Here is a 25,213-nt window from a genome sequence, read left to right on the forward strand (position 1 = left end):
CCTCCCGTTACTGAGCGCTTGCGGTTTCACGCGGAGCCTGACTTTCCAGCGCATCGAGCTGCTTCTGGAGCGTTTCCAGCTTGCTGGCGCGTTCGGATTCGCTGAGCCCCTTGTTGTTCTTCACGCTCTGTACCTCTTTAAACAGCGTGAGCTGGCGAATGGGCACCAGTTGCTGGTCACTGGATGCGCGGAACGGCGCCCAGCCCAGTCCTTTCAGCACCTGCTGCTGTTCCGGCGTTTTGCCGTAACTCAGAAAGAAGTCGCGTACCCTGGTTTTGGTGCCTTCGGGCAGGTTTTTGCGCCAGACGATGGGATCGCCTGGGATCAGCGGCGACTTCCAGATCGTCCGTAGCTGCTTATATTTTTCTGGTGCGGTGACCTTCAGACGATCGAGGTTTTCGGTGTTATTGGTCGCCACGTCCACCTGGCCGTTGGCGACCGCCAGCGCGTTGGTTTCATGGTTGGCATTCACCGTGCGCTTAAAGTCACTGGCCGCGGCATGGTGTTTAGCGAACACGTAGTAACCGGGGACCAGGAAGCCGGAGGTAGAGTTGGGATCGCCATTGCCGAAGGTCAGCGATTGACGCTGGGCCAGCAGTTGATCCAGGTTTTTGATCGGGCTCTTCTGGTTGACTATCAGCACGCTCCAGTAGCCCGGCGAACCATCGGCGGCCACCGTCTGGGCAAATACCTGACCGCCCGCGCGGTCTACCGCCTCCATGGCCGACAGGTTGCCGTACCAGGCGAGATCCACCTTGTTAAAGCGCATGCCCTGGATAATGCCCGCGTAATCCGGCGCGAAGAAGGCGTTCACCTTCACGCCCAGCTGCTTTTCCATATCTTTCAGAAAAGGCTGCCACTGCGATTTCAGGTTCTGTTGGGATTCGGTAGAGATAATGCCGAAGTTCAGCGCATCAGGTTCATCGGCCTGGACCGGCATCAGCAGACTGGTCACGCTGAACAGGCTGGTGAAGGCAAGGGCGGTGACCATTTTGTTATTCATAACTTTTCCTTCCCGTGGCAATCAGGCCGCAGCCGCATTGGCTTCAATGCGGTCAATGCTGCGGTAGAGATGATCGATATGTTCGTGGTTGAAGGCCTGGCTGGCGCCGTCGTAGAAAATGTGTCCCTGGCGCAGCGCGACGATGCGGCGACAGTAGCGCAGGGCGTACTCCACCTGGTGCAGCGTCACTACCACGGTGATCCCTTCCTTGCGATTAATGTCGTGTAGAATTTCCATGACGATGCGTGCCGATTCCGGATCCAGCGAGGCGATAGGTTCGTCGGCCAGGATCACCTGCGGCTTCTGCATCAGCGCCCGGGCGATGGCGACGCGCTGCTGTTGTCCGCCGGAAAGGGTGGAGACCCGCTGGTGGGCGAAGTGCGCCATGCCGACCCGGGTCAGGGCCTGGAGCGCCTGCTGCTTTTGTTCGGTACTGAACCAGCGGCAGCAGGTGCGCCAGAAGGGCGTAGAACCCAGGGCGCCGATCAGGACGTTGTCCATCACCGACAGGCGATTGACCAGGTTGAACTGCTGGAAGATGTAGCCGGTACCGGCGCGGCTGCGGCGGATGTCGCTGGCAAGGCGGCCCGAACGCTGTACCGTGCGCTTGTGGAGCTCAATATGCGAATGGCTCTGTTTATCGCCGGTAATCAGGCCGCTCAGGTGGCGTAGCAGGGTGGATTTACCGGAACCGGACGGCCCGAGCAGGGCGACCATTTCGCCCCGGTTAATAGTCAGGCAGACATCGTGCAGCGCCCGATTCTGATTGAAGGTTTTGCGTAGGTTTTCGACGCGGATAATCGTTTGCATATCCCGGCCTCCTTGAAGTTTGACTCATGGTGCCGGGAGAAAATGACGGTTTGGTTAACCCTGTGTGTCTGTATGATGAAGAATCGGGGACGGTTGGATGACGGAGGGGGGAAAGCCCGCGGTCAGGCGGGCTGCCAGGCGCTTAAAGGAACCATTGCGGTTTAACGCCGAACCGCTTCGAGAGTGCTTTGATATGTGAGATAGTCAAAGAACGCTGACCGGAAAGGATTTGGCTTATCAGTGGTTTAGAGCCAATCTCATTTTTCAGGTCGGAATAGGATAGCTGGTATTGATCAATCAGTGTGCGCAGTAGCGCGACGCCAGATGGCATTTCGTTCACTGATTGATTAAATTCTGCGAATTGTTCGCTGTTATCCTCATAGTCGGCAATCCTGGCCGCCAGGAAGTCAATCAATGGGCTTTCCTCATCATGTTCAATCAGGTAGTCCACCAGGGCCAGGGCGTCACGGTAGTCCTGCTCTGAGACACTGCCCCCCAGAAAGGGGACAGCAGCAACCAGTTGCTTCGTTGCTTCGATGGCTTTATCGGTGTCGGCAATCATTCTTTGTTCTCCCGATAGTTGCGAGTCAACTTATCGTATTCAGCGTGGGTGGTTATGTGCTTAACGTAGAAGCGTTTATTCACAAAGTTGATGTAGGCGATCACTCGCAGATTGTTGCCACCAACATCTAAAACCCACCATTTATTACGGTATTTAAAATTGTCGAGACTGGGCACTGCAGTACGTAGTTCGGTGGGCGATGTAAAATCGTTTTCGCGAACCAGGCGATACAGTGCCTTGATGGCAATGGCATCATTAGGATAAAGCCTTGCCGCTTGCTCAAATGGTTCTTTGGAAATGACGTGCATTGAGCGATTCCATTCGGCTGTTTACATTATGTAAACAATGTAGCGCACATTAACCACGCTGACAACCGGGAAAATTAAGCAGCTACTCCGCCGGTTTAGCAATATTCACCATCCAGTGAATGCCGAAGCGATCGGTGACCATACCGAATCCGAAGGCCCAGAAGGTCTCCTGCCAGGGCATGGTGATATGACCGCCCACCGCCAGGTTTTGAAACCAGCGTTTACCCTCTTCCACATCGGTGGTCATCAGGTTCAGGGCATAGCCGTGGTGGGGAATATTATCCGCGGCGCCGTCGCTAATCATGATTTCACACCCGGCGATGCGCAGGCTGGCATGCAGAATATCGTCCGGCGCCATTTTTACGGTTGCGGCACAGCCTTCCTGCTGTTCGCCGCTTTCACGCGGCGGCATTTCGGCAAAGGTCATGCTGTAGAGAATCTCGGCGTCCAGCGCCTTCTGATAAAAGGTGATTGCTTCCCGGCAGGAGCCGGAAAAGGTGATATAGGGTATCAGTGCCATGGTGGACACCTCTGTGTGACGGAAACAGAGAAAGTTTGGCAGGTGGCGCAGCGCTAAGCCAGGCGGCAGACGCGCCTGGCGGATAGAAATTAGTTCTTCTTCACAAATTCGGATTTGAGCTTCATTGGACCGAAACCATCAATTTTGCAATCGATGTTGTGATCGCCTTCCACCAGGCGGATATTTTTCACTTTTGTACCTATCTTCAGCGGCGTGGAGCTGCCTTTTACTTTTAAATCTTTGATTACAGTGACGCTATCGCCATCGGTCAGCAGATTGCCGTTTGCATCCTTTACAACCAGCTCATCACTTTCGCTAGCCGCCGGATCGTCGTTCCACTCCCAGGCACATTCCGGGCAGATGTACATACCGTTATCTTCATAGGTGTATTCAGAGTGGCACTTGGGGCAGTTTGGCAGTGACATGCTTTGTCCTCGCTATCAGCATGAAAAATGAGAAAAAATGGCAACTCAGCGTTAAAAGCGGTGCAGAGGGCCAAAAGTGGCGAAAGTATAGCGCAATTACCTGGTGTTGTCGGGGTTTTTAGCGGGGCAGGAAAGAATGACATTTTCTGAGAGACGTATGCGACCGATGATTTTCCTGGTTTATATTTAAAATCAAAAAGGTGTCATGCCGCAGGTGATTATTATTCTGTTCATAGGTTTCAGCTATTGTTTTTGATTTTTTAATTTCTTCTGTTCCGTTTAATAACCATTTAAACTCGCGCGCCGGTCCAGGAATTTTCCCGACTTAACACAACGCTACGTTCCCGGTGAACGGGATGCCCTGAATCGCGCTTATACCCTGAATACGATAGTGATTTTTCATTTATTCCGCGTCCGGACGCGGCACAGTGCTGTGCCTGCGCGTCAGCGTGACCGTATTTGAACGTGCAAATGGCGGTAAGGCTATTTGTCATTCTAAAAAACAGAATGTTAATTTTTTTGGGATATTAATTAGCATTCAGGTAATAAAAGTTAATGATGTTGTCTGGTATAGCAAATTACTTTCCAGTTATTGAGTTCAGAAATAACAGCGTGTTATTAAAAATAAATAATGCCAATTTCAATATTGGCGCCACGCTGATTTTTTTCCTGATCTTTATGGTTCTGACGAATATATCGTGGCGCCACCAGAGCGATCTGGCCGATATTGCCGCACAGGCGATAGCGAAAGATATCGCGGAAGATTTTAACCGCAACGAGAACTTCTCGGATGCGGTTTCCGTGCTGCTGTTGCGTAGCGCCTTCCACGGTGCCCGGGGTGAGATGGCGTATGACGAACACGACGAGACCTCCGGGCTGTATGGCTTTAATCTGGATGGGAACTCCCCCAATAAGCACGGGCTGGAAGGTTCGCTACAGTCGCTGGGGCCGGTAACGAAGAAAGCCTGGCTGGTGGCGCGCTCTATTGATGAAGCGTATCGCCTGGAGCAGAGCGCGTCGTCCTATTCCAATAAATATCCCCGCTACTTTATCTCCGCCTTGGGCGATTACATCTATTTCCCCGGCCAGCAGAGCCTGGAAAAGTATCGTTTTCGCCAGGAGGTGGCGGAACGCTACGGCATGCTACACGCCGAACATTCCGGTGGTTTTCTGTTTCGCAAGTTACAAGACGCTTCACGGGCTATTACCGGCCATATCGATCGGGTGCATCAATATCTTAACGGCGAGCGCTCCATTATGAGCGTTCAACATGTGGTTTACGATCAATCTTCCCGGAAAACGGAAGACGATGTGATCGGCATTATGTGCTTTGACTACAGCCTGTCCGACGTCAGGGAGATGATTAACCGGGCGATGGGGGAGGGTCATGTAGAGCACTATCTGAATGTCAGTATTATCGACCACCATGGCGTCCTGATCCCGGTCAGTGGCGGCCTGGTACACGCGGATTACAGCGATGCCTCGATTAACGGCGAATACCAGGTGCGGGTTTCGGTTAATCATTGGCGCTACTTTTTTTCGCACGACGGCTCCGTAGATACCGCCATCGGGGTGATGCTGATCCTGGGCTTTATCGTGATGACGCTGCTGCATCACCGGCGGGTGAAGATAGAGGCTTCGGCCAGGTACAAAGATTCACTGACTGGCCTGTATAACCGGGCATACCTGAATGTGCAGAAACGGAAGCTAACGGGAAGTCATGTCCTGGTGGTGATGGACTGCAACGACTTTAAGCTGATTAACGATACCTGGGGACACCTGTGTGGCGACAGGGCGCTACAGCACGTAGGCCGCTGTATCAGTTGCAATATTCGCGCCCGGACCGACCATGCGGTACGGCTGGGAGGCGATGAGTTCGTGATTCTTTTTGCGACCGATAACCTTCACAGCGTTCGCGAGAAGATGGACAAAATCGCCCGGGATATCACGATGTTTGAACCCGACGTTGCGCTTTCCGCCAGTTATGGTCTGGCGGCGCTGCATTCGGAAACCACTTTCGAAGCGGCGCTGAATGAGGCCGATATGCAGATGTATTTATCCAAACGCCAGTTTCGGGGGAGTGAATGATGAGGCTTAAAGGCTATTCCGGCACTGTGCCGCGGCTACTGGCGTTGACGTTGATTAACATGCTGGCGATTTACCTTCTGCGCGCCATATCACCTACCGTCTCCGTGGACGGCTGGCAGATCTATATGCTGTATCTGCCTTACTCATGGGTGATTACTCAGATCATTCTGTTGGGGGAAACGGCGCTGTTGCCGCTGATGGTCGCTTACAGCGCCAGTAGCTGGATTCAGTATCAGGATGTGAAGCCCTTTGCCGCAATGCTGCTGTCGTTCTGTATTCTGCTGCCATCGGCAGTCGCAGTACTGCTACTGCACTGGCGGCTTGGCCGACGTTGGAATGCCGGTTTTCTACGCTTTAACACCATTAAGCGCGTGGTGCTGTTTTGTTTTATCTGCCCGCTACTGAGTCGGGGATTGATGTGTCTGAGCGGTATGATCTTCCCGATTCCGCCAGCGCTGGCGCCCTACTTCTACGTTAAGGGAGTCGCCTTTAACCTGGTTAGCTACCAGTATCTGGTGCTGGCCCTGGTGGTGATGAACCCCTTCTTCTATAACCTGCAGCGCTTTTTATTCAGCGACGGTCGTCGTTTCAGTGTGAAACGGTTATGGAATAGTGAAAATCACAATCAACGCGATATCCGTTGGGCCGCGCTCTGCCTGGCAAGCATCCTGCTGTTCTGGCAGGCGGAAGTGTCCGGGGCTTTTGTGGGCTATCTGATGCCCTTTGTGTTCCTGCTCTTTATTTATGGCGTTCTGCACCAGAATCCACGTCTGACCGAGATCCTATGGAGCATCGCGATTTATGTGATGATGGCGTCTAATCAGGTCTTCTTTTCGATGTATAGCGACGACAGCGTGCTGGCATGTCTGATGTCGATGATCATCGTGTTTGCTATCGCGCTTCACTATCTTGCCGTCAATCGCCGTAAGTATGAGCAGCAGATGAATCAAACACAGCTCTATTCCCGCATTGATCCCCTGACCCGGCTGCCGAATATGCGCGCTCTGGAAAACAGCGTGGCGGAAACCGGGGGCACCTGTATCTGCCGTATCGCCTTCTCCAATATTGCCGTCTTTGAGAAGTATTACGGTACTGCCGTAGTGACCTGGGTGAAGGGAATTCTATCGCAGAGCATTTATGAGGAGTTCGGCTGTGATATTCAGGTTTATGACATTACCGGCAACCAGCTGATCTGCCTGGTGAGCGGCGAACATGAGCCGCGTATTCATGAGCTGTACAGTCTGCTCTCCAGTCTGAGCATTTTGTGGAAGGGCGATAAACTGGATATCGATTACCGGCTTTCCTGGGGGGATATTGACGGTCAGACGCCGCTGATTCCTTTTGTGGAGCGGCTTGCCTGGTTCTCTGAAGTGAACAAAGTGGTGAAGGCGCCCCACTGCATTAACAGCAGCATGCGCAATCTGGACGATGAAATGGCTCAGTCGATTCAGATGATTAAGAGCGTGAAGGCTGCCATTGAAAACCGGGATATTGAAATCTACGCTCAGCCGATTACCAGCCGGGAAAGAGTGGTGTATCACGAACTGCTATCGCGCCTGCGCATTGGCGGCCAGATTATCATGCCGGATGTGTTTCTGCCGGTGATTCGTGAATTCGACTACGCCTGCGAGTTTGACTCTGCGGTATTCGAAAAGAGCATGTCGATGCTGGACGACCACGTTGGCGATACGGTGTCGATTAATATCATGCCGGCCACGCTGTTCCATGAAGGTGTTGCCGGGCATTTTATCGATTTGATGGCGCGCTATGGTATTAGCGCCGAGCGGGTGATTCTGGAAATTACCGAAGAGCAGGGCATACTCTCTTCGGAAAACGCCATGAATAATATCAGCAGGCTGGTGGAGCACGGCGTGAAGATCGCCATTGATGATTTTGGCACCGGTCAGTCCAATTACGAACGAATGCGCAATATTACCGCTCAGATCCTCAAGATAGACGGCGTTTTCGTGAAGGATATCCTGATCAACAAGGTCGATCAGATGATTGTTGAATCTATCTGTAAAATCGCCCGGGCCAGGGAGATGACCGTGGTGGCGGAGTATGTGGAAAACGAAGAGCAGCAGCGGATGCTGTTCGAGATGGGAGTCGATCACTGCCAGGGGTTTTACATCGGCAAGCCCTATAACTACAGCAATTAAACCTTCCCCTCACCCCAACCCTCTCCCCTCACCCCAGCCCTCTCCCCAAAGGGGAGAGGGGGCTGAATGGCAGACCGGGATTATTCTCTCTCTCCCTCAGGGAGAGGGCCGGGGTGAGGGGTGAAGACAGCTCCGACGCGGCCAGATACCGGCCCCAGATATTCCTCTAACACAATAAATTCCTTGCATTTTTTACGGTTATTTTCCCGGAGACTGGGTTTGCGGCGCTCTGGCAAAGTCGGTATATTTTTTTGCCATATGGCTGCGACCTGAGGGTGAGCGGCGTTGATCGAAGTGAAAGGAGAGAGTGTGTCATTACGCGTTATGCTGGCGTGGTGCTTACCCGCGATACTGCTACTGACAGCCGCAGCCGGGCAGGCAAAGCCGCAACTGAAGCCGCTGGGGCCCAATATTGCCGACACCGGCTCTGAGTGGTACCGCTTCCGTAGTGCTATCTTCGACTCCGTTGACGGTCAGCGCCATTACAAAGTGTGGGTGGGTATTCCCAAAGCGGCGGCGTCTGCTGGCGGTTATCCGGCGCTCTATATGCTTGACGGCAACGCCGCAATGGCGCGGCTTGATGATAAATTATTGCAGCGCATGAGTGCCGCGCATCCGCCGGTGCTGGTAGCGGTGGGATACCAGACGCCGCTGCCCTTTGACGTCTCCTCCAGAGCGTGGGATTACACGCCCGATCCCGGCAGCGAATCGGCGCCGCGTATACACGGTCATAAAGGCGGGCACAGCAAGGCGTTTCGTCAGTTGCTGATGTCGCAGATTATTCCCTGGGCGGAAAAGCAGGCCGCCGTTAATCATCAACAGCGCAGTCTGTGGGGCCACTCCTTCGGCGGGTTGTTTGTGCTGGAAACGCTGTATCAGGCGCCGGAAAGCTTCCGCCATTACTATGCGGCCAGCCCGTCGCTGGGGTGGGGCGGCGACATGATGTTGCGTCAGGCGCAGCGACTTTCGGGAACAGCATTTGATGCCCGCACGCTAAAGCTGATGGAAGGAGATGGCAATAGCAATAGCGATCGCCCGGAGCTACGCGGTGAAGACGGGCAGGACAGAAATGCACGGCTGGCGCAGATTCTTTCCGGAAAAGGGGTAAAGGCAAGCTATAAATCGTATCCGGGGCTGACCCATGGCGCCATGTTTGGCACGTCGCTTATCGAGACGCTGCTGAGCGTTTCCGGCGCGGAGTAGAGGATAAGGCTGCCGCATGGCGCGGCAGCCTGAGTGTTACTGCGGCTGTGCGTCCTGCACTTTTTCTTCCGCCTTCCAGATGCGGTATTTCACCTGAGCGTCTTTCGGCGCGTAGATCACCAGCGGCAGCTTGCTGTTATAGCGCTGCAGGGCATTGTCGCCCAGATGTGCGGTGACAAAAGCCTGCTTTTTGGTGCCGTCCGGGCAGGCCATCATGGTGGAGACCGGGCCGGTCAGCTTGTCGATGACCAGATAGTCGTAGCCCCAACCAGAGAGCGTTTTCGTCTCCAGCTTACCGCCCAGACCCCGGGTGTTGCAGTCCACTTCCATGGTTTTACCAATCATCAATTCGACTTTGTAGTCGTGCTCGTTTTCCTGCTTCGGCAGCCAAATAACCTGGCGGGTCATTCCTTTTTCCGCTTTCGGATACGGGGCCACTTTTTCCAGCGGTTGCTTGCTGGGATCCTGCTGCTGCGCGTTATCCGCCGCCAGCGCGTTACCTGAAGCCAGCGCCATCAGGCCAGCGAGCAGTAAAGTCGCTTTTTTCATAATTCCCTCATTCAGTGTGGCAATAATTGCTAACAGACTATTTTATTATCCTGATTTTTCCACAACAAAACATAAATGTTCTGTTGATTAAACTAATGTTGGAGCAATGTGTTAATGAAGCGGGCGGGGGAGGGAGGAAATAACCGGCCACCGCAAGCGATGAAGGTGGCCGGTAAACATGCAAGGTCATCAATGAGAGTGGCTGATGCGCTCTTCAGTATCACGACCAGCAAGGAAGCCGTAAAAGATATAGCCGATCATGGTGATGATGGTACCGCCGAATACTGCTTCGACGCCGCAGGCATAGACGCCATAGATACTGTAGACCACCGCCGCGGTGCCCATAGCGGAAGCGGCATAGTACTGCTTCTGGGTCACGTGGTTTTTACGCAGCATCACCTGCAGGCCGGTCATGGACAGGACATAAGGCACCATATTGATAAAGACCGCCAGGTTCAGCAGGATGTTGAACTGCTTAAGCAGGTTCGGGGAGATGGTCATGGTGGCCAGCAGTAGCTCCAGTACCAGCATAATCAGCATCCCGGCGACAGGCGCATCGTCTTTGCTGATTTTACTGAAGATAGCCGGGAACAGGTGGTCATCCGCCGCTGCTTTAGAAACCTGGGCATTGGTAAACTGCCAACCCAGCAGCGAACCGATACAGGCGATAACAGCAAGAGCGGTGACAACCTGGCCCACAATCGGGTTAAACATCATGGAGAAGACCAGGCCGAAAGGTGCATCCGAAGTGGCCAGCACCTCGTTCGGGATAATACCCTGAATCACAGAGGTTGAGGCGATATAAACCACAGCGGCGAATCCGGTACCGAACAGGCAGGCCAGCGGTACATTTTTCTCCGGGTTTTCCACCGTGTCGGAGTTAGCACCGGCAGATTCCACACCCAGGAAGGCCCACAGGGTCAGAGAGATACCGGAAGAGATTGCGCTGCCGGTGGACATATGATGCGGGTTCCATGCGGCTTTAAAGATAGACGGATCGAACCAGAACCAGCCAAGTACCGACAGACCCGCTACCGGAATAATTATTCCCCAGACGGTGATCCCGGAAATGCGCCCGGTAATCTTCGGCCCTTTGAAGTTGGCTACCATGGTCACGACCAGAATCGCGACCACGGTGACAAAAGTGTGCATGGGCGAGGTTTTAATCCACGGGAAGAAGGGGGCCAGATAACCCGCCGCAGAAACGGCGATGGCCACGCAGCTAATCACCAGACAGACGTAGTAGGTATAAGAAGCGATAAAGAAAGATGATTTGCCGTGGGCTTCGGCGGCATAGGCCGACATACCGCCCGAACGCTTACAGTAGGCGCCGCACTTGGCGAAGGTGTAGGCGATACACATTGCTCCCAGCACGGTGATAACCCATGACAGTACGGAAATCGCGCCAGTTTCGGCCAGGCTGGCGGGCAACATAATTATTCCCGAACCCATCATATTGACGGCAACTAAAATGGTCAGGTCAACGACCCCCATTTTCTTCGAGTTTGTGGCCATATCTGTTCTCCTGCTTATTGTTTTCAGAAGGCGAGAGAAGTACCTCTGAATAAATTTAAATTCACTCGCGGCTAATAAATATTATTATCCGGGGCAAAGGGCTCCAGTTTGAAATACAGGTGGTCATTACTCATGGCTTGAGTAATTATCTTTATTTCCTGGGTTAATATTCTGCGGCGCAAAACTTGTGTAGCTGCATAGTATTTAATTTGAGGGGAAAGTCAAATTTGATATTGTGTGGCGAGTGAGTTGATTGTCTGGCCGTAAACTCTTTTTAAAAACAAATGAATAGTACGTTTTCTTGATACCGATTGGGGAAGGTGTTGTGGAAATATATTCTTATAAATCAATATTATATGCTATTTGTGCTGTTTTTTTACCGTGATTTAAAGGCCGATTTTTTTTAGAATATTAATTTACCTGTAGCCGTTTTATTACAGATAAAAATTCATGGTGCGATAATGATTATCTTATCTGGTCATTTTCTGATTTTTTTGGTCTGGTAAACTCTTTTATTTTGCTTTATCTTCATTTTCCGAACGGAACGTTTTCTCATGATGGCTTGAATATAGCCTGGCGTTTATCCGACACAGGTCAGATAGATTGTATTAAGGCGTTCGCGCCAGGTGCCATAACAATGCGAAAAATAATAAACATAAGTTAGCCAAATATAGATATATAAAATCGTCACGAGGTCTTTATGTGTGATAAGAACTATTTAGTTGTTGCGGGGGGCGCCATTAGCCGCCATGCCAAACCGCTTACACCGCTCGAAGAAACCATCGATCAGATTGTTACGTCGCTGACCAATAAAGGCGAGCATGTAAAATTTACCCCAACCTATGAAGAAGCAGAGACCTATGTTACCTCTACCGCTTCTATCGACTGCATTATGGTGGAGTGGCTCCCTCAGCAGGAACAGAATGTCCTGTCTCTGCTGCGCCATCTGCGTATACGCCATGAAAAGGCACCGGTCTTTTTGCTGATCAACTCTCATCAGGATAACCGCTCCGTTACTGCGGAAGTGATGAGCGAAGTGACTGAAACCTTCCTGGTACTGGATGATACCACCGACTTTATTGTGGGTCGTTTGCAGGCAGCCGTCGCTCGCTATGAAAAAACTATTATGCCGCCGCTGATGGCCGCAATGATGGAGTATGCCAAAGAGAAAGAGTACTCCTGGTCAGCGCCGGGTCATCAGGGTGGTATCGGTTTCTGTAAAACGCCGGTAGGCCGTAAATTCTTCGACTTCTACGGAGAGAACATCTTCCGTACCGATATGGGCATTGAACGCGCCAGCCTGGGCTCAATGCTGGATCACACCGGCGCTTTCGGCGAAAGTGAAAAATATATTGCCCGGGTCTTCGGCGCCGATCGCTCCTATTCGCTGGTAGTCGGGACCTCCGGGGCCAACCGTACCATCATGCAGGCCTGCTGCTCCGATGAAGACATTGCGATCTGCGACCGTAACAGCCATAAGTCCATTGAACAGGGGCTGATGCTGACCGGGGTTCGTCCGGTATACATGACTCCGACCCGTAACGCCTACGGCATTATCGGGCCGATCCCGAAAAAACAGATGGCCCGCGAGGCTATCTCTCGCCAGATCGAAGAGAGCCGTTTCGCTCGCGAAGCGAAAAACCCGCGCCCGTCTTACAGCGTGGTGACCAACTGTACTTACGACGGTCTGATCTATAACGGTGATACCGTGCAGACGCTGCTGGGAGAGAGCTGCGACCGTATCCACTTCGATGAAGCCTGGTTCGGTTACTCACGCTTTAACCCAATCTATAAAGGGTTCCACGCCATGCGCGGCGATAAAGCCGAGCATACTGCAGATCAGCCTACGCTGTTTGCGACCCACTCGACCCATAAACTGCTGAATGCGCTGTCGCAGGCCTCTTATATCCATATCCGTGAAGGTCGCGGCAACATTAAACCGGCGCAGTTCAGCCAGGCATATATGATGCATGCCACCACCTCGCCGCTGTACTCCATTGCCGCTTCCAACGACGTGGCTGCCGCGATGATGGACGGTAGGCAGGGCGTTAACCTGACCACGGAAGTGATCGAAGAGGCCGTGGAGTTCCGTCAGGCGGTAGCGCGCGCTTATCACGAGGCAGAGAAGCATCATGACTGGTTCTTTAAACCCTGGAATGCGGAAGTGGTGACCGACCCCGCCACCGGCGAGCGCTATGACTTTGCCGATGCGCCGCTTTCCCTGCTGACTACTGAACAGGCCTGCTGGAAGCTGCGTCCGGAAGACCGCTGGCACGGCTTCAGCGATCTGGATGAAGACTGGGTGATGCTGGATCCGGTTAAGGTCAGCCTGCTGACCCCGGGCCTGAATGACGACGGTTCGCTCCAGGAGAATGGCGTGCCGGCTGCGCTGGTCACCGCGTATCTTTCAAGCCTGGGCATTGTGCCGACCCGTACCACTGACTTCCAGGTGATGTTCCTGTTCTCTATGGGGGTCACTAAAGGTAAGTGGGTCACGCTGATGAACAGCCTGATGGCCTTTAAACGTCATTATGATGCCGATGCGCTGCTGGAAGAGGTTCTGCCATCGCTGGTTGAGAGCGCGCCGGAGGTGTATCGCGGAATGACCATGCAGCAGCTGGGCGATCGCATGATGGACTTCCTGAAGCAGCACAACCCGAGTGAACAGCTGAATAAGGCCTACTCAATGCTGCCGCAGATCGATATGCTGCCGCGTGAAGCCTACACCCAATTGGTTAAGGATAACGTGGAGCTGGTATCCATCTTTGACCTGGCGGGTCGCACGGCAGCGAACTCCGTTATCCCTTATCCGCCGGGAATCCCGATGTTGATGTCCGGCGAGAACTTCGGTGACGAAGAGAGTCCGCAGATCGCCTATCTGAAAGCGCTACAGGCGTGGGATGACACTTTTCCCGGCTTCGAGCATGAGACCGAAGGGGCGGAAAAAGAAGACGGCATCTACCACGTGATGTGCGTTAAATAACCCAAAATGGGGTTACGGCTACAGGCGGTAACCCCATTTTTTTGCTGTTGATACGGGTAACTATTGGGGAGTAATAGAGTAAAACCCCATAAGTATGACAAATGACAGCATATCTATTCGTTTGCATGGGGAAATTATTACCTTGTTATTGAAATATTTTTATTTCATACATAATTTTTTTTCATGAGTAAATAGCATCCAGAAACAAAATAACGGCCAGTTTCAGGGCTGTGAAGCGAATTGGATCAAGGATCTTCGCATTTCGTGCCGAAAAATGTATATGGGAGGTTAAATAAAATAGCGTTATTTGTTCCGTGATAAAAATTCGTCATTGGCAGTTTTAATTCCACGCTTGTCTGGTAATTATTACAGGGCATAATACCAGGATTAGTCTTAAACAACTTTCTAAGTATCTTAGCGAGGTTAGCGGAGTATGAGAGATAGAACAGATAAGCAGGAGCTGGAAAAAATATTTCGCCAGATGCTCAAGGAAGAAAGCTTTGGTTCTCAGTCCGAAATAGTTGAGTATCTTAAAAATAAAGGCTTTATCCATATTAATCAGTCAAGAGTGTCACGCATGCTGGCGAATTTCGGCGCCGTGCGTACCCGCAATGCTAAAATGGAGATGGTGTATTGCCTGCCGGTGGAGCTGGGCGTGCCAACGACGGATGCCACCTTAAAGAGTTCTATTCTGGATATCGCCGCCAATGATACCGTGGTTGTCACTCATACCATGCCTGGCGCAGCACCACTTATTGCCCGGCTGCTGGACTCCTGCGGAAAGACAAAGGGGATCCTGGGAACGGTAGCGGGCGACGATACTATCTTTATTGCACCCGTTGCCGGAACAACCCCCCAACAGCTTTATCATTCGGTTATCGATATCCTTAGCACTAAATGACATTGAGAGTATTTTTTTAAATACTGACGGTATTTAAAATCACTGAATTATATTTTCAGGGTCCTCTCACTCAACAAGAGGAATCGTATCCATGGATGTTAGGAATATCCTTAATAATAAGCTTGAGCAGGCATTTCAGGCATTGTCTTTGAATGGCTTTCAGAAAGTATCTGTACGTCCTTCGGCTCGCCCTAATTTTGGTGACTATCAGGTCAATAGTATTATGGGCGTGGCGAAGCAGAATGGTAAAACGCCTGTGGAAATGGCGACTGAGCTGGCTAATTATATTGAAAGTCGGGCCAATGACGATGGCGTTATTGCGAAGCTGGAGGTTGTGGCCCCGGGGTTTATTAATATTTTTCTGAATCCCGACTGGCTGGCGAACCGCCTGAGTGCGGCACTGGCGGATCCGCGGCTGGGCGTGGATCGCGTGGCGCCGCAGACCATTGCGGTGGACTACTCGTCGCCGAACGTGGCGAAAGAGATGCACGTCGGGCATTTGCGATCGACCGTTATCGGCGACGCTTCGGTACGTACCCTGACCTTCCTGGGCCATAAGGTGATTCGCGCTAACCATCTCGGCGACTGGGGCACTCAGTTCGGGATGCTGATTGCCTTTCTGGAACAGGCTGAAAGCCGCGATGATATTTCGCTTTCCGACCTTGAAGGTTTCTACCGGGCGGCGAAAAAACGTTATGACGACGATGAAGCGTTCGCCCGCCGCGCTCGCCAGTATGTGGTTCGCCTGCAGCAGGGGGACGAATGGTGTCGCAAGATGTGGCGCAAGCTGGTCGAGATCTCGATGGCGCAGAACCAGCGCAACTACGATCGCCTGAATGTCACCCTGAAGCCGCAGCATATTATGGGGGAAAGCCTGTACAACGATATGCTGCCCGGAATTGTGGACGATCTGCTTAAGCGCGGTATCGCCAGCGAAAGCGACGGCGCCGTGGTGGTCTATCTGGACGACTTCCGTAATAAGGAAGGTGAACCTATGGGGGTGATCGTCCGTAAAAGCGATGGTGGCTACCTCTATACCACCACCGATATCGCCTGCGCGAAGTATCGTTACGAGTATTTCCACGCCGATCGCATGATCTACTATATCGATGCCCGTCAGCACCAGCATCTGATGATGGCCTGGGAGATTGTCCGTAAGGCGGGCTATGTGCCGGAATCGGTCAGCCTGGAGCACCATATGTTCGGTATGATGCTGGATAAACAGGGCCGCCCGTTTAAGACCCGTGAAGGCGGTACCGTTAAGCTTTCCGAGCTGTTGGACGAGGCGGTGGTCCGTGCCCGCAAACTGGTGGCGGAAAAGTCGCCGCAGTTGCCGGAAGCGGAGCTGGATTCGCTGGCGGAAATTATCGGCATTGGCGCCGTGAAGTATGCGGATCTTTCGAAGAATCGCACTACCGATTACATCTTCGACTGGGACAGCATGCTGTCGTTTGAGGGCAATACCGCGCCCTATATTCAGTACGCCTGCGCGCGCATCGCCTCTATCTTTAGGCGAGCGAATCTGACGGTGGAACAACTTGAAGGTGAGATTTCACTGAAGACTGACAGAGAGAGGATGCTTGCGGTACGTCTGTTGCAGTTTGAAGAGACGCTACAGACCGTCGCCCGGGAGGGAACCCCCCATGTGATGTGCGCGTACCTTTACGATCTGGCCGGGCTATTTTCACGCTTCTATACCGACTGCCCGATACTGAACAACGACTCGTCGGCGCTGCGCGTCAGCCGCCTGAAGCTGGTGGCGCTCACGGAGCGTACCCTGAAGCAGGGCCTGGAAACCCTGGGGATTCAGACCGTTGAACGGATGTAACTAAAATTCTCTGTGGCCAGAAGGCGCCCCGCTTGCGGTGGCGCCTTTTTAGTTATGGTCACCGGCCCCCAGATGTTGCAGGCAGGCGATAAGCTCCTGTTGACTGATATCGATATACTCCAGCACCCGTCCGTAGAGCATCGCGGTGGGCACCGAACGTCCACCCAGTTCGCGTTGGGTATTATGTAGCACCCACAGGATGGTGCGTTCGGTTTGCGTCAGGCCGTCGCGGACATTCGGGAGGTGATCTATTGGTTTGTCCATCAGAATCTCCATATCAGAGAATTGAGTATGACTGACATATTCCGGCAGAGCAAAAGTGGCTATCGTCAACGCAACCGGATTATTAGAGAGATAATTGATATATCCAGTTGGTTGAATCAGATGTTTATTGGGATATTATCTTATATAAAAAGCCGCTGGCATTGTCAGCGGCTTTTTATATAACATCAGGGACGGAGGCGATTTTATTTTAAACAGACATTTTGATGAATATAACCTGAAGCCTGTAAAACAGGCGTTTTGTGTTTTACCTGGTGAATGACATTAAGAATACGGTTGTGTTTGGAAATTTTATTAATGATCATTAATGGTTGTAATGCCACGGATACTGATAAATCTTCTGAGTTTCCGATTCCAGCAAGTTAATAAAAACACAGTGCTGGAAGGGAACGGCATGTTGGTACAGATTAAACATGGAATATTGATTTTTCATTTCTGAGTTGCTCAATAAACCTCATCAAAGCTTTGCGATGTAGCTGAGGACGCCACATAACACCAAGCTCCCAGCTTACGTTATCCACTGGAATATATTGTACCTCCGGCATAATCGCTAACAGAGATTCCATACTTTTCGGTATGATAGTTATACCATTTCCTGTGGTGGCCCAGGCTATTGCTGAATGAAATTCATTCACTATTTGTACTATATGAGGAGTAATCTTTTTCCCGGAATAGTAGCTATGAACCTGAAGCCAGAAATCCGGAGCACAGGACTGGCTCATTAATACTAAAGGGGCATAATGTAGCTTATCTATATCAGCTGTATATTCTGATGAAAAAACAAATAATAAACTGTCATGTTTTAATGTCATCCTGGAAAGACCTTTGCAGGGTCTTAATCGCATAAATCCTATATCAAGAATTCCCTCATTCAGGGCGGAAAGCTGATCCATACTTGACATATCGCGAAGCTCAAAGTCTACCGTGGGGTAATTTTTATGGAAGAGGGCAGACAGTCTGGTGACTTCTTTTATTGCCCAGAAACCAAAACCTATACGCAGGCGATCATTTACGCCCTGATGATAGCTAAGAGCTTCCGATTCCAACCTTTGCGTTTGAAGAACTGCTTCTCGTGCCTGAGGCAACATTCGTGCTCCAAATTGCGTCAGTTCACTACCGTGGCGCCCCCGGGTAAATAATACTCCTCCAAGAGTCTCTTCAAGACGTTGTAGTTGTCTTGTCAGCGCAGGCTGGCTGACTGCCAGCACATCAGCGCTACGGCTTATTGACCCCAACTCCGCAACGGTCACAAATGCTTTTAGTAAATGAGTTTCCATGCACGCTCCGCATATATTCAACATTTGAATGCATTATAACTATAACCTCATGGGTTCTAAACTGGTGAAATATTGGACCAGGATAGAGGACTTTTTATGTGGAACATCATTACACCTGCTGGCAGGTTAAGAGGGGCTCTGGAAGTTGATTCACAAGGCAGGATCAGTGCGATAAAAACACTGCAGGGGGAAGCGGAGGGCTGGATTTTGCCCGGATTTATCGATTTGCATATTCATGGCGGTGGCGGTAAGGATTTAATGGAGGGGAAAGACGCGCTACGCACGCTGACGCAAGCGCATGCCCGTTGTGGCACAACAAGTTTACTGGCGACAACGGTAACAGCTAGCCCTGAGTCACTGACATCTGTGCTTAGTGATGTCCGTAAATTCATGGAGGAACCGCGCAGTACCGATACAAGCCGGGTGCTCGGCGTTCATCTTGAGGGGCCATTTGTTAATCTGGATAAACTTGGCGCTCAGCCACCTGAATCACGGGCGGCGACCCGTGAGGAAATTGACCATCTATTGGCACTTGCTGATGTTCGTCTGATTACGATGGCAACAGAGTTCAAAGAAAATCTCGAACTTATACCTTATCTGACTGAAAGAAATGTTCGGGTGCAACAGGGTCATACACTTGCGACTTATGAGCAGAGTCTTCAGGCGATGTACTCTGGGGCAAAAGGATTTGCTCATCTGTATAACGCAATGAGCGGAATTCATCACCGCAACCCGGGTGTACTGGCAACGGCCCTGGCACATGCCGAGTTTGCCGAGATAATCCCGGATTTTGAGCATGTTCATCCCGGCGCACTGCTTGCCGCCCGGAGGGCGATTCCAAAACTTTATGCCGTTACTGATGCCTGTTCCGCCATGGGAATGCCGGACGGAGAATACAGACTGGGAACGCATGCCATCTATAAATATCCCTGCATGTCGGCTACACGCCTTAAAGATGGAAATCTGGCAGCCAGCACACTCAGTATGGATCAGGCACTGCGTAATTTTCTAAAATTGGGAATGACACCCGAAGAGGCATCCGCACGCCTTTCTCTTTATCCTGCTGAATTCCTGGGGGTGAATGACCGTGGACGTATAGAGGTGGGTGCCTGGGCTGACTACGTTATCCTGGACCGAGACTTTAATCTTCGTGAAGTGTTTATCGAAGGTATTCCAGTACCATCCCCCCGTCACTCAAAAGAGATCTGATATGCTGACATGCGCTTATATTGGCTTTGGAAAAAGTACCACACGCTACCATCTACCTTATATTTTGATTCGCCAGGACTGGAATGTAAAAACGATATACACACCCGTACGCAAGACTGAGCAGGAAGTCATGCCAGAGTATCAGAATATTAAATTTACTGATGATATTAATGAGGTTCTGAAGGATCAGGAGGTTGATCTTGTTATTGTGTGTACCCCACCGGATACGCATTTTGACTTAGCTATGCGTTGTATTGAGCACAAAAAAAATGTTCTTGTGGAAAAACCCATTTCTGCAACATCTGAGCAGATACGGCAGCTATATTATCTTGCTAAACAGCATGATGTAGTGATGTTACCACATCAGAACAGACGATTTGATAGTTGTTATCTGACGTTAAAGAAAGTCCTGGACAGTGGGACCCTGGGAGATATTGTAGAAATTGAGAGTCATTTCGATTATTTCCGCCCCCAGGTATCACAAGTGAACAATATCTCTGTTAACGGCGCCCTTTATGGGTTGGGTGTACACACCATTGATCAAATGATAGCGCTATTCGGATGTCCGGAAACGGTTATATGCGATGTAAGAAGACTACGTAATAAAGACCAGCCCGATGATAATTTTACTATTAGTTTATTTTATAATGATAAACGGGTCATATTAAAAACCAGTCATCTTGTCATGAGTGAATACCCAAGGTTTATTGTTCACGGAACCAAAGGATCATTTATAAAGTATGGTATCGATCAGCAGGAAGCCTGTCTTAAGGCAGGAATAATGCCCCAGGAAACGGGTTTTGGTGAGGATATCCGTGCTGGTCTTCTGGAGTGGTTAGATGAAAATGGGGAAAAACAAAGAGAATATGTTATTAATGAGCGTGGCGATTATGGTGAGGTTTATGATTCAATTTACCAGACGATTAAATATGGGAGTAAACCTTATATTTCTGAAGAAGAGGTTCTTACTACTATCACTATCCTGGAACAGGCAGTCAGCCAGGAATCGCCTTCCAGACTTTACTTTTAGTTGAACTGTTTGATATGGAAGGATTCTTTAATCTATCAGATGGTGGTGACTCAGGGCAGGCTATTCAACCTGTTCGCATATTCTCCGCCAGGTTAACGAAAGAATGCGGTTTCAAGATGAGCCCACGTCAATTCAGACAAACCTTGTTGTCCAAAATGATGAGGTCATTTGGGGATGGCCAGAGATTTATAGCGTGCTTTGATGCAAATTAGTGGTGCCCGGACCCGGAATCGAACCAGGGACACGCGGATTTTCAATCCTCGTGTCTAGGTTAACAAAATGTTAATTTGAACCTGTGCACACTTTTATGAGTGTGCAATATGAAAATACTCCCCGTTATTTCCCCTAGCTGGCGCAGGAAGGGTTGCCGGTTCATTACTCCTCCATAAATCGCATGGAAGATACCGTCAGATATCTCTATCCCTTTATGGCGGAGTTGCTGGAATCCGGACTGGGCAGACCTCAGGTTCTGTCGCTTCTGTCCCTGCGGCAGGAGGCGGAGCGGGTCTGGGATGAGTTTGTGCTGCTGTCTGATGGTGGCGGTGCCTGCTTTACCGACGTGTTTGGGGCATGCTGCCGTAAGTTCAACTCTCCTGAATTGTGGTCACCGGATATGTTCCGGGATGAGCTGATTGGCGATTTGCTGCAGGCGCTGCCCCATCCTGAGCTGAACTATGACCGCTGGATGATTGAACTGGACCCCAACCTGACGCGCCTGTATACGCTGAAGGCCCGTGATGCCGGTGTCTCAGAAGTTCTGTCGGTCGGGCGGGTGCAGACGCCCACGCTTGCCATGGTGGTGAATCGCGATAGCGAGATTGCCCGTTTTGTCCCCGTCCCCTGGTGGCAGGTTCAGGCCAGTCTGGCGAAAGACGGAGTTCGTTTCCGGGCAACCTGGGTACCCGTTGCGCAGTACTGTGACGATGAAAAGCGCTGCATCAATAAACAGGCTGCGCAGGCGGTTGCACATCTGTGTCAGCAGCATAAAAGCACCGCGGTACTGGAGGTCAGTCAGAAGCGGGAGAAAACGCCTGCCCCGCTGTGCTTCGATCTCGGGACGTTGCAGCAGGTCTGCTCCCGAAAATTTGGTCTGGGTGCCCAGAAAGTGCTCTCCATTGCCCAGTCGCTGTACGAGACGCATAAAGCGACGACCTATCCACGTACTGACTGTGGCTACCTGCCGACTTCCATGCAGCAGGAAATTCCGGAGGTATTATCTGCCGTCGCTAAATCCGATCCTTCAGTGGCGCCGGTGCTGGCACAACTGGACAGGGGATTCGTTTCCCGTGTCTGGAATGATAAAAAAATTACAGCGCACCATGCCATCATTCCGACCCGGCAGGCGTTTGATATTTCACGCCTGAGTGACGATGAGCTGAAGGTCTATCAGCTGATTCGCCTGCATTATCTGGCTCAGCTCCTGCCACTGCAGGAATCTGATGTTACCGATGCCGCATTCAATATCGGTGGGCAGTTGTTCAGAACCCGCGGAAAAGTGAATGTGGTCACCGGCTGGAAAAGTCTGTTCCAGGCAGAAAAGCCGGAAGACGGCGCTGAAGGCGAAGAAGAGCAGTTGTTGCTGCCGCCACTGAACAATGGCGACAACTGTACAGTCAGTGGCGCGGTGGTGGATGATAAGGTCACCACGCCGCCAAAGCCGTTTACTGAGGGGACACTGATTGCGGCCATGAAAAACGCGGCCAGCCAGGTCAGCGATCCGAAGCTGAAAAAGGTGCTGCGGGATAATGCAGGGCTGGGTACCGAAGCGACCCGCGCTGGCGTACTGGAGACGCTGTTTAAACGTAACTACCTGGAGAAGAAGGGGAAATATATCCGTTCGACGCAGCTGGCACGGGAGCTTATTGCCGCCTTGCCTGATACCCTGACCAGCCCGGGGATGACCGCCCTGTGGGAGCAGGCGCTGGACGATATCGCGCAGGGAAAAATGTCGCTGGATGTCTTCATGCAAAAGCAGCAGCAATGGACCCGCCACCTGGTTGAAAAGGGGCGTAGCCAGGGAATAAAAATCACGGCGCCGGTCACACCGCCCTGTCCGGTCTGCAAGGGGCCGACCCGCAAACGGAAGGGGAAGAGTGGAGATTTCTGGGGATGTATTCGCTATCCGGACTGTAACGGCATTATCGGCGGGAAAAAGAAAAAAACAGGCGCCCGTAAGGGAAAAGGTACAGCCGCGAAATCATCGGCAACTGGCAACTGATTCCATCTACACATCGTGAATCAGTTCTGCTATGGTTGCAGGGCTTTGATGCAGGGTGCCCCGCTGGCCGAGGGGCTGTCGATAAACTTATAACGGGGTTTATCGCTGGCCGGCCCGACAGTCGGTACTTGCACACTACCGGACTGTAAGACGCAAAATCTCCGTGAAAACCGCGCCAGGGAGAACATGGATACTCCCCGGAGAACAGGATAATGACCACGGGTTACGTACTGACCCCAGGGCGCTGGCAACAGCGCCTTTTTTGTTATAGCAACCTCCACCACCTTCTCCCGAATACTGACTTTATTCTTCAGGCGTATCCCATCTCCCATCCCGGACTGATATTGACCCACAAATAGAGCTGTGATTCTCTATGCAGGAGGGAGTCACAACAGGAAAGGGAAAGGCAGGAATGGCATCGATACCACTTGTCGGCCCGGGGCCGCAGATAATCAGGAATAATATGGCCGAGGCCAGGCAACACAGCTACGGCAAGAATATGGCACCGCCGCAGACGTATATCTGGTTCTATCAGAAGGTGAGGAACCGCGGACCATGGGACTACAAACAGTTCAATCCATACTGGGCTGAGTTTGGGAACTTCAATTATGGCGCCACCGGCACCGCAGCGGGCATCCCGGAGAACATCCTGTTGATGGGCGCTGGCGCCGCTCAGATGCGAGCAAAAACGTCAGATCCGCAGTGGGGCTACCCATGGCAGGGGCCACCGTATGGCGATGACCCGAAGGACCAGGCTGCTATCAGAGAGGGAATTGCGTATGCGCGTCAGTGCGGTTTTTAAGGTTCTGCACGGCCTGGTGACAATAGTTCTGCTGGTTGTTGTTATCGGGTTCGTCTGGTTGACTGGCGGGGATGCAAAAGCTGATGACGTATATCAGGGCAGCCACCAGGTCAGCCAGGACCTGTGGCTCTACACAACGAAAAATAGCAGTGGCAATGCAACCGTTCCGATCGTTTACCGGTACTATCTTTCGCAGCAGCTCTCAGGCTCACCGGAGCAGATCACAAAAGTGTTGCATGACAGAATGCCATTTCTGACCGGAACAGGCAGCGTTTCGGCGATTACCCGTGATGGTGACAGCGTTGCCGTGGCATACAGTGGCCGGGTATACAGTCTCGATCCGGCGACGACGTATGAATACGCGGGAAAACCCGTAACCGTACGGCTGACCTATGACATACAGTAACCCGGTAACTAACTGGCAATTCTCTTTATTGTTTCAGGGTTGACATTCTTTAACGACAGTTTAATTATGGCATGGCTGAACTGTCGTTTTTACGACCACCAATGTTCCGGTAGCCTGTGAGGGACGCCTTCGGGTGGCTACATCGATAAACTCTCCCGTATCCTGAGAAGGGAGAGCACAGAAAATTCTGTGGGGAAATCTGCGAACCTTTGCAAGCAGATATCGCCGGAAATGCGCGCTATGACGCGGCGATGAAGGTCATTTCACTCAACATACCAGATAAGTCAGGATACAGCTGATTCTGACTCCCCGACGGGAAGACTTCTCCCGTCAGGGCAGAGGTTTTCTCCGTCGTACCTCTTTTTAACTCCATGGAGAAAACATCATGTCTGCTAACAACACTACTGCCAAAACTGAATACTTCAATCTGACCATTAGAGGTCTGGGGTATGTCAGTAATATCCGACAGGTAAACCATCAGAACGGCTTGTTTCTCAGCTGCGTTATTAACGCACTGAGTGGTCCGACTGATAACCCGTCGTATGTCCGTTTCGATATCGTGGTTGCTGGTAAAGAGGCTACCAGCCTGATTGCCCGCTGCCAGAAGGCTGTCGATGAAAACAAAAAGGTTATGGTGGGGTTTTGCTTAAGCAATCCTTCCACCGACATTTTTACGCTGAACAACGGTGATCATGCTGGCGAACAGCGTGTCAGCCTGAAAGCCCGCTTAATCAAAGTGGACTGGATCAAGATTGGCCAGGAGATGGTTTTCAAAGCTGAAAAATCGGACTCCGTACCGCCCCAGAATGGTGCTGCTCAGCGCGAATACGCTGAAAACTCCTTCTGAATCATTTTTACCTTCACCTCCCTGAACAGGTCTTCCCCATCAGGGAGGCCTGTTTTCTTATTTTTAAGGAAACACATCATGCATCATTCAACCGGTATTCTGGCTGCGGCCACAGGTTTTCAGTTACCTCTTCAGGTTCTTCAGAGCGGTCGTGGTTACTACATTGGGACTATGAACGACGAAGGGCCTGTCTCCCGTGAGTCTGAGGAGTACTTCAGAACCCATGATAAAGCGTCGAAGGCACTGCAGGGCGGTACCTGGACTCAGCGTCAGTGGGCATAAGGAGGA

The 25,213-nt window shown here is 51.5% G+C and carries 22 protein-coding genes and 1 pseudogene; 13 read left to right on the forward strand and 10 right to left on the reverse strand.

The features are described 5' to 3' along the window. Positions 1 to 7: 7 nt before the first annotated feature. The 6 genes from phnD to SCU88_RS01975 all read right to left on the reverse strand — a co-directional run bounded on the left by phnD (position 8) and on the right by SCU88_RS01975 (position 3,628). Positions 8 to 1,003, reverse strand: a complete 996-nt coding sequence (gene phnD, locus SCU88_RS01950; protein WP_175341887.1) for a phosphonate ABC transporter substrate-binding protein — start codon at positions 1,001 to 1,003, stop codon at positions 8 to 10. A gap of 21 nt (positions 1,004 to 1,024) precedes the next feature. Further along, entirely contained in the window at positions 1,025 to 1,813 is a 789-nt protein-coding gene (phnC, locus tag SCU88_RS01955) for a phosphonate ABC transporter ATP-binding protein (protein WP_175341888.1), read from the reverse strand. A 142-nt stretch (positions 1,814 to 1,955) separates the two neighbouring features. Beyond that, positions 1,956 to 2,375 carry a helix-turn-helix domain-containing protein gene (locus SCU88_RS01960; RefSeq protein ID WP_175341889.1) on the reverse strand — a complete coding sequence of 140 codons (420 nt, stop codon included), beginning with the start codon at positions 2,373 to 2,375 and terminating at the stop codon, positions 1,956 to 1,958. Further along, positions 2,372 to 2,683 carry a type II toxin-antitoxin system HigB family toxin gene (locus tag SCU88_RS01965; protein ID WP_175341890.1) on the reverse strand — a complete coding sequence of 104 codons (312 nt, stop codon included), beginning with the start codon at positions 2,681 to 2,683 and terminating at the stop codon, positions 2,372 to 2,374. Before SCU88_RS01965 ends, SCU88_RS01960 begins: the two co-directional genes overlap by 4 nt. 82 nt (positions 2,684 to 2,765) lie before the next feature. Then, complete coding sequence (gene yjdN / locus SCU88_RS01970) at positions 2,766 to 3,203, reverse strand: VOC family metalloprotein YjdN (protein WP_138095407.1); 438 nt, start codon at positions 3,201 to 3,203, stop codon at positions 2,766 to 2,768. 89 nt (positions 3,204 to 3,292) lie between these two features. Continuing rightward, positions 3,293 to 3,628, reverse strand: a complete 336-nt coding sequence (locus SCU88_RS01975; RefSeq protein WP_138095408.1) for a zinc ribbon domain-containing protein YjdM — start codon at positions 3,626 to 3,628, stop codon at positions 3,293 to 3,295. A gap of 612 nt (positions 3,629 to 4,240) precedes the next feature. On the opposite strand from SCU88_RS01975, the gene SCU88_RS01980 reads away from it, so the two are divergent. From SCU88_RS01980 to SCU88_RS01990, 3 genes are all read left to right on the forward strand, one after another. Beyond that, complete coding sequence (locus SCU88_RS01980; protein ID WP_175341891.1) at positions 4,241 to 5,716, forward strand: diguanylate cyclase domain-containing protein; 1,476 nt, start codon at positions 4,241 to 4,243, stop codon at positions 5,714 to 5,716. Then, positions 5,713 to 7,875 (forward strand): EAL domain-containing protein, encoded by a 2,163-nt coding sequence (locus SCU88_RS01985; RefSeq protein ID WP_175341892.1) that lies wholly within the window; start codon positions 5,713 to 5,715, stop codon positions 7,873 to 7,875. Before SCU88_RS01980 ends, SCU88_RS01985 begins: the two co-directional genes overlap by 4 nt. Before the next feature lie 309 nt (positions 7,876 to 8,184). Next, complete coding sequence (locus tag SCU88_RS01990; RefSeq protein WP_175341893.1) at positions 8,185 to 9,078, forward strand: alpha/beta hydrolase-fold protein; 894 nt, start codon at positions 8,185 to 8,187, stop codon at positions 9,076 to 9,078. A 36-nt stretch (positions 9,079 to 9,114) separates the two neighbouring features. On the opposite strand, the gene eco is transcribed toward SCU88_RS01990, so the two are convergent. Continuing rightward, positions 9,115 to 9,627 (reverse strand): serine protease inhibitor ecotin, encoded by a 513-nt coding sequence (gene eco, locus SCU88_RS01995; RefSeq protein WP_175341894.1) that lies wholly within the window; start codon positions 9,625 to 9,627, stop codon positions 9,115 to 9,117. A gap of 189 nt (positions 9,628 to 9,816) precedes the next feature. Continuing rightward, positions 9,817 to 11,142, reverse strand: coding sequence for a putrescine-ornithine antiporter (gene potE / locus SCU88_RS02000; protein ID WP_175341895.1), 1,326 nt, complete (start codon positions 11,140 to 11,142; stop codon positions 9,817 to 9,819). 700 nt (positions 11,143 to 11,842) lie between these two features. Here potE and adiA point away from each other — a divergent pair. The 3 genes from adiA (at position 11,843) to argS (ending at position 16,854) form a co-directional block, all read left to right on the forward strand. Further along, positions 11,843 to 14,125: an arginine decarboxylase gene (gene adiA / locus SCU88_RS02005; protein ID WP_175341896.1), complete on the forward strand. Its 2,283-nt coding sequence runs from the start codon at positions 11,843 to 11,845 to the stop codon at positions 14,123 to 14,125. 433 nt (positions 14,126 to 14,558) lie between these two features. Next, positions 14,559 to 15,026 (forward strand): transcriptional regulator ArgR, encoded by a 468-nt coding sequence (gene argR / locus SCU88_RS02010; RefSeq protein WP_175341897.1) that lies wholly within the window; start codon positions 14,559 to 14,561, stop codon positions 15,024 to 15,026. A 91-nt stretch (positions 15,027 to 15,117) separates the two neighbouring features. After that, on the forward strand, positions 15,118 to 16,854 hold the full coding sequence (argS, locus tag SCU88_RS02015; RefSeq protein WP_175341898.1) for an arginine--tRNA ligase: 1,737 nt from the start codon (positions 15,118 to 15,120) through the stop codon (positions 16,852 to 16,854). A gap of 48 nt (positions 16,855 to 16,902) precedes the next feature. Here argS and SCU88_RS02020 read toward each other — a convergent pair whose 3' ends face one another. Together SCU88_RS02020 and SCU88_RS02025 are read right to left on the reverse strand one after the other, a co-directional pair. Continuing rightward, positions 16,903 to 17,118 carry a hypothetical protein gene (locus SCU88_RS02020; protein WP_175341899.1) on the reverse strand — a complete coding sequence of 72 codons (216 nt, stop codon included), beginning with the start codon at positions 17,116 to 17,118 and terminating at the stop codon, positions 16,903 to 16,905. 425 nt (positions 17,119 to 17,543) lie between these two features. After that, entirely contained in the window at positions 17,544 to 18,413 is an 870-nt protein-coding gene (locus tag SCU88_RS02025; protein WP_175341900.1) for a LysR substrate-binding domain-containing protein, read from the reverse strand. A gap of 96 nt (positions 18,414 to 18,509) precedes the next feature. Between SCU88_RS02025 and nagA the strand changes: the two genes are divergently transcribed. The 7 genes and pseudogenes from nagA to SCU88_RS02060 all read left to right on the forward strand — a co-directional run bounded on the left by nagA (position 18,510) and on the right by SCU88_RS02060 (position 25,207). Further along, positions 18,510 to 19,622, forward strand: coding sequence for an N-acetylglucosamine-6-phosphate deacetylase (gene nagA / locus SCU88_RS02030; protein WP_175341901.1), 1,113 nt, complete (start codon positions 18,510 to 18,512; stop codon positions 19,620 to 19,622). A 1-nt stretch (position 19,623) separates the two neighbouring features. Next, on the forward strand, positions 19,624 to 20,652 hold the full coding sequence (locus tag SCU88_RS02035; RefSeq protein WP_175341902.1) for an oxidoreductase: 1,029 nt from the start codon (positions 19,624 to 19,626) through the stop codon (positions 20,650 to 20,652). 703 nt (positions 20,653 to 21,355) lie between these two features. Next, positions 21,356 to 22,870: pseudogene (gene topB, locus SCU88_RS02040) on the forward strand (DNA topoisomerase III); the annotation flags it as partial. 412 nt (positions 22,871 to 23,282) lie between these two features. Beyond that, positions 23,283 to 23,672: a polymorphic toxin type 44 domain-containing protein gene (locus SCU88_RS02045; RefSeq protein ID WP_175341903.1), complete on the forward strand. Its 390-nt coding sequence runs from the start codon at positions 23,283 to 23,285 to the stop codon at positions 23,670 to 23,672. Continuing rightward, on the forward strand, positions 23,650 to 24,078 hold the full coding sequence (locus SCU88_RS02050; protein ID WP_175341904.1) for a hypothetical protein: 429 nt from the start codon (positions 23,650 to 23,652) through the stop codon (positions 24,076 to 24,078). The genes SCU88_RS02045 and SCU88_RS02050 overlap by 23 nt, the downstream gene beginning before the upstream one ends. Positions 24,079 to 24,463: 385 nt before the next feature. Further along, a complete protein-coding gene (locus tag SCU88_RS02055; protein WP_175341905.1) occupies positions 24,464 to 24,925 on the forward strand; it encodes an STY4534 family ICE replication protein in 462 nt (153 codons plus the stop codon). A gap of 78 nt (positions 24,926 to 25,003) precedes the next feature. Then, on the forward strand, positions 25,004 to 25,207 hold the full coding sequence (locus tag SCU88_RS02060; protein WP_175341906.1) for a hypothetical protein: 204 nt from the start codon (positions 25,004 to 25,006) through the stop codon (positions 25,205 to 25,207). The last annotated feature ends 6 nt before the right edge of the window (positions 25,208 to 25,213 follow it).

Origin of the sequence: Jejuibacter sp. L23 (assembly GCF_050815825.1) — a bacterium.
Classification (GTDB): domain Bacteria; phylum Pseudomonadota; class Gammaproteobacteria; order Enterobacterales; family Enterobacteriaceae; genus Jejubacter; species Jejubacter calystegiae.

Bases quoted from the DNA above. Each gene is read 5' to 3' on its own strand.
- phnD (WP_175341887.1), bottom strand. From the start codon at position 1,003: ATGAATAACAAAATGGTCACCGCCCTTGCCTTCACCAGCCTGTTCAGC.
- phnC (WP_175341888.1), bottom strand. From the start codon at position 1,813: ATGCAAACGATTATCCGCGTCGAAAACCTACGCAAAACCTTCAATCAG.
- SCU88_RS01960 (WP_175341889.1), bottom strand. From the start codon at position 2,375: ATGATTGCCGACACCGATAAAGCCATCGAAGCAACGAAGCAACTGGTT.
- SCU88_RS01965 (WP_175341890.1), bottom strand. From the start codon at position 2,683: ATGCACGTCATTTCCAAAGAACCATTTGAGCAAGCGGCAAGGCTTTAT.
- yjdN (WP_138095407.1), bottom strand. From the start codon at position 3,203: ATGGCACTGATACCCTATATCACCTTTTCCGGCTCCTGCCGGGAAGCA.
- SCU88_RS01975 (WP_138095408.1), bottom strand. From the start codon at position 3,628: ATGTCACTGCCAAACTGCCCCAAGTGCCACTCTGAATACACCTATGAA.
- SCU88_RS01985 (WP_175341892.1), top strand. From the start codon at position 5,713: ATGATGAGGCTTAAAGGCTATTCCGGCACTGTGCCGCGGCTACTGGCG.
- eco (WP_175341894.1), bottom strand. From the start codon at position 9,627: ATGAAAAAAGCGACTTTACTGCTCGCTGGCCTGATGGCGCTGGCTTCA.
- potE (WP_175341895.1), bottom strand. From the start codon at position 11,142: ATGGCCACAAACTCGAAGAAAATGGGGGTCGTTGACCTGACCATTTTA.
- adiA (WP_175341896.1), top strand. From the start codon at position 11,843: ATGTGTGATAAGAACTATTTAGTTGTTGCGGGGGGCGCCATTAGCCGC.
- argR (WP_175341897.1), top strand. From the start codon at position 14,559: ATGAGAGATAGAACAGATAAGCAGGAGCTGGAAAAAATATTTCGCCAG.
- argS (WP_175341898.1), top strand. From the start codon at position 15,118: ATGGATGTTAGGAATATCCTTAATAATAAGCTTGAGCAGGCATTTCAG.
- SCU88_RS02020 (WP_175341899.1), bottom strand. From the start codon at position 17,118: ATGGACAAACCAATAGATCACCTCCCGAATGTCCGCGACGGCCTGACG.
- SCU88_RS02025 (WP_175341900.1), bottom strand. From the start codon at position 18,413: ATGGAAACTCATTTACTAAAAGCATTTGTGACCGTTGCGGAGTTGGGG.
- nagA (WP_175341901.1), top strand. From the start codon at position 18,510: ATGTGGAACATCATTACACCTGCTGGCAGGTTAAGAGGGGCTCTGGAA.
- SCU88_RS02035 (WP_175341902.1), top strand. From the start codon at position 19,624: ATGCTGACATGCGCTTATATTGGCTTTGGAAAAAGTACCACACGCTAC.
- SCU88_RS02045 (WP_175341903.1), top strand. From the start codon at position 23,283: ATGGCATCGATACCACTTGTCGGCCCGGGGCCGCAGATAATCAGGAAT.
- SCU88_RS02050 (WP_175341904.1), top strand. From the start codon at position 23,650: ATGCGCGTCAGTGCGGTTTTTAAGGTTCTGCACGGCCTGGTGACAATA.
- SCU88_RS02055 (WP_175341905.1), top strand. From the start codon at position 24,464: ATGTCTGCTAACAACACTACTGCCAAAACTGAATACTTCAATCTGACC.
- SCU88_RS02060 (WP_175341906.1), top strand. From the start codon at position 25,004: ATGCATCATTCAACCGGTATTCTGGCTGCGGCCACAGGTTTTCAGTTA.